This is a genomic window from Pseudomonas sp. P5_B2, from assembly GCF_056400445.1.
Map to the genome: position 1 here is coordinate 1 of NZ_JBFULH010000485.1, position 3,107 is coordinate 3,107.

The 3,107-nt window shown below is 58.5% G+C and carries 4 protein-coding genes; all 4 read right to left on the bottom strand.

Going from position 1 to position 3,107, the window contains the following annotated elements; translation table 11 throughout:
- Positions 1 to 713: aminotransferase-like domain-containing protein (locus tag AC1DRJ_RS22745; protein WP_477804126.1), on the bottom strand; the 713-nt coding region annotated here is incomplete at its 3' end.
- 210 nt (positions 714 to 923) lie between these two features.
- Entirely contained in the window at positions 924 to 1,736 is an 813-nt protein-coding gene (locus AC1DRJ_RS22750; RefSeq protein WP_477804127.1) for an OmpA family protein, read from the bottom strand.
- On the bottom strand, positions 1,733 to 2,089 hold the full coding sequence (locus AC1DRJ_RS22755; protein ID WP_477804128.1) for a DUF4398 domain-containing protein: 357 nt from the start codon (positions 2,087 to 2,089) through the stop codon (positions 1,733 to 1,735). The genes AC1DRJ_RS22750 and AC1DRJ_RS22755 overlap by 4 nt, the downstream gene beginning before the upstream one ends.
- 9 nt (positions 2,090 to 2,098) lie before the next feature.
- Entirely contained in the window at positions 2,099 to 2,923 is an 825-nt protein-coding gene (locus AC1DRJ_RS22760) for a substrate-binding periplasmic protein (RefSeq protein ID WP_477804129.1), read from the bottom strand.
- Positions 2,924 to 3,107 lie beyond the last annotated feature (184 nt).

Consider the following 3,107-nt stretch of genomic DNA (forward strand, 5'->3'; position numbering starts at 1 on the left):
GCCAGTTGCAGGGCTTCGAGGCTCATGCCGGTGGCGGGATCGCTAGGAATTTCGATTACTTTCAGGCCGAGCAAGTCTGCCAGTTGCAGCAAGCCATAGTACGTTGGCGATTCGGCGGCGATCAGATCGCCCGGGCGGGTCAATACACGCAGGGACATCTGCAACGCATCGACACAGCCGTGGGTGATGACCACTTCGGAGGGATCAACTACCACGCCAGCATCGCGCATGCGGATCGCCACTTGCCGGCGCAACGGCTCAAAACCGGGGCTGAACATGTAGCTGAACGCCCGAGGGCTATGGAAACGGGTGACTTTGGCCAATTGCTGATGCAGCGCCCGAACCGGCAGGTAATCGACGCTGGGCACCGCGGCGCCCAGCGGAAAAACACCCTCGCGGCGAGATTCGACCAGCACTTGTTGAATGATGCTGCTGCGCGTGACCAGACCCGGACGTTCGACCCGGGCAATATCCGGCGTCGGCGCGGTCAGGGCGGGCGTCTGGTGAACGTAGTAGCCCGACTGTGGCCTGGCCCGGATCAGCCCCTGGTCTTCAAGATTGGCATACGCCTGCAACACCGTCGCATGGCTGACGTTGAGCTGCGAGCTCATCTTGCGCACCGAAGGCACGCGCTCCCCCGGTTGATAGACGCCACGGCGGATGTCTTCGGCCAGTTGTTGAGCAATACGTTGGTAGAGCAAGAGATTGGTCATGACGCAGCACTCGATATCACGGGCATTTTATTCTTGTGCGAAACAATACCGGAACAGTTTAGAAGTGTACGGGAACAGTTGCCACAATAGTCGACCGTACAGTGCAGTGTCAGCAAAATCTGTACTGCTTTTCGCCAAGCGCCAGTCAATTGGCAGGCGTAAAAAAACCCGGCGCTGTCTCGCAGGCCGGGTTTTCCAGAGACGCAACCCTTAGCGGGCAGCGCCGAGCTGGCCTTTTTCGTCGGAGAACACAATTTCCACCCGACGGTTCTGTGCACGGCCACGCTCGGAAGCGTTCACGTCCACCGGATATTCATCGCCGTAGCCTTCGACATGGATGCGTTTGTCGTCGATCCCCAGATCCATCAGCACATTGGCTACCGATTGCGCACGGTCACGCGACAGTTTGAGGTTGTCGTGCCTGCCGCCGGTGCTGTCGGTGTAGCCTTCGATCCGTACCACGCGTTTCGGATTGAGCTGCAGGAACTGAACAATTTTCAGCACCACTCGGTTCGCCGAGTTTTTCAGCTCGGCTTCACCCGTATCGAACAGCACATCGCCCAATGTCATCACCAGACCCCGGTCAGTCTGGGTGGTTGCCAACGCGACAATCTGTTCTTCGAGCCACTTGCCCTGCTGCTGGACGCTGAGCAATTTGGATTCGCGCAGCGCCAATTGCAGACGCTGGCGCTCCAGTTCGAGCTTCGCCGCACGTTCTTCATTGAGCACTTGATTGGTGTGCTCACGGGCGATTTCGCTGTAGCGCTGGCTCAGGTAGGCGTAATGCAACACGTCCGAACCGCTGCCCCAATAGCTGGACAGACGATCCGCGCGGGCCAGGGACTCGCCAGCGCGGATCACGTCTTTGGGCGCGATACGCAGCACATTGGAGTCTTCCTTGACCTTCTGGAAGTCGGCGCCCGCTTCTTGCAACGCAGTTTCACTGTGTTGGCCGGCGCAGCCATACAGGCTTGCGCACCCAGCGAGGATCAAGCTACCGAGCGCTTTCGACTTGAGGCTCATTGGGCATCTCCCAGTTGCTTGCGCAGACGAGTGATGCGGGTATTGAGTACGTCCAGTTGCTCCTCGCTCTTGAGGGTCAGCACTTTGGCCTCGGCCAGGCGCGCATCCAGTTCGGCCTGCTCGGCCCGCATGCGCGCACGTTTGTAAGACTGATCGGCCATGTTGCTTTGGGCACGGGCGAATTTTTCTTCGGCCAGTTTCATTTCCGGCATGTCGTCGGCGGTGGCGCCCACGGCTTTGGCTTGTACGAGTGCCTGTTCGGTCAGGCGAATCTGTTCATTCGGCGCCGGATCGGCTGCACAACCCGCCAGAGCCAGAACGGCCAGGGCAGCGAAAAGAGGTCGAATACTCACTAAAAATCCCTACTGTTTTGGAGTACTGACAGGTTGTTGCTGCTGCGCTTTCCAACGCTGGATATTGCGTTGTAACGCGGCGTCCGTCAGTCCTGAGGCGGGCAATTCTGTCATCTTTTTGGCCAGCTGTCCGCGCAACCACGGATCGTTGCAGGCGGAGTTATGGGAAACCGCGAGGTATAGACCGGGCTTGTCGATCGGTTGCGGGTAGGCGACCAGATCATTGGCCATGCTCAGCGTCTGCGCGACCGCCGTGCCTGAATAGCGTCCGGCGAGGACAAATTCCACCTCACCCAGGAGCAATTTCTGAAAGGCCTGGGTCAGGTTGGGCGTACGGATAAGGGTCAATTGCTGTTCGGCAAAAGTGCCAAATGCCGGGGTCATTCGAGACTTTTCCGACAACGCGCCGGAATGACCGTGAAGGTCCTGAGCTTCGTTGTAGATCAACGTCGAATTCTTGCGGGTCCAGACCAGGTAGTCGTTTTCCAGCAGCGGCGGATGAATGTAATCCAGGGTTTCCAGTTCGCTGACAGTTAACGGTGCATCGGCCAGCAGGTCCATGCGCCCACTGCGCACTTCCTCCAGCGCCTGGGAGCGTTTGCCGGCATAGAGCAAGTCGACCTTGATGCCCAACTCCCCCGCCACGTGCTGCAACAGATCAGCACTGGCACCGATCAGTTTTTTAGGATTTTGCGGGTCTTGCCACAGGTACGGTGGTGCGTCCGGGCTACCAGTCACGACCAGTCGCTCGCACTTGCCCGCCGCGTTGGACAAGATCGGCAACATCATCAACCCCAGCAAAAATGACCAGCCGCACACGCGACGCAGATCCATGGCAACACGCTCCACTCAAAACCCGTTATATCGCCTGTAGGAGCTGTTGGCTGTTGTAGGAGCTGTCGAGKGAAACGAGGCTGCGATCTTTTGATCTTCCGCATGGGATTCGAGCGGACCTGAAAATTCGCAGCCTCGTTTCMCTCGACAGCTCCTACAACAGCTCCTACAGCAGCCCCTGCAG

Coding starts and splice junctions, on each gene's coding strand:
- AC1DRJ_RS22750 (WP_477804127.1), bottom strand. CDS start 1,736: ATGAGCCTCAAGTCGAAAGCGCTCGGTAGCTTGATCCTCGCTGGGTGC.
- AC1DRJ_RS22760 (WP_477804129.1), bottom strand. CDS start 2,923: ATGGATCTGCGTCGCGTGTGCGGCTGGTCATTTTTGCTGGGGTTGATG.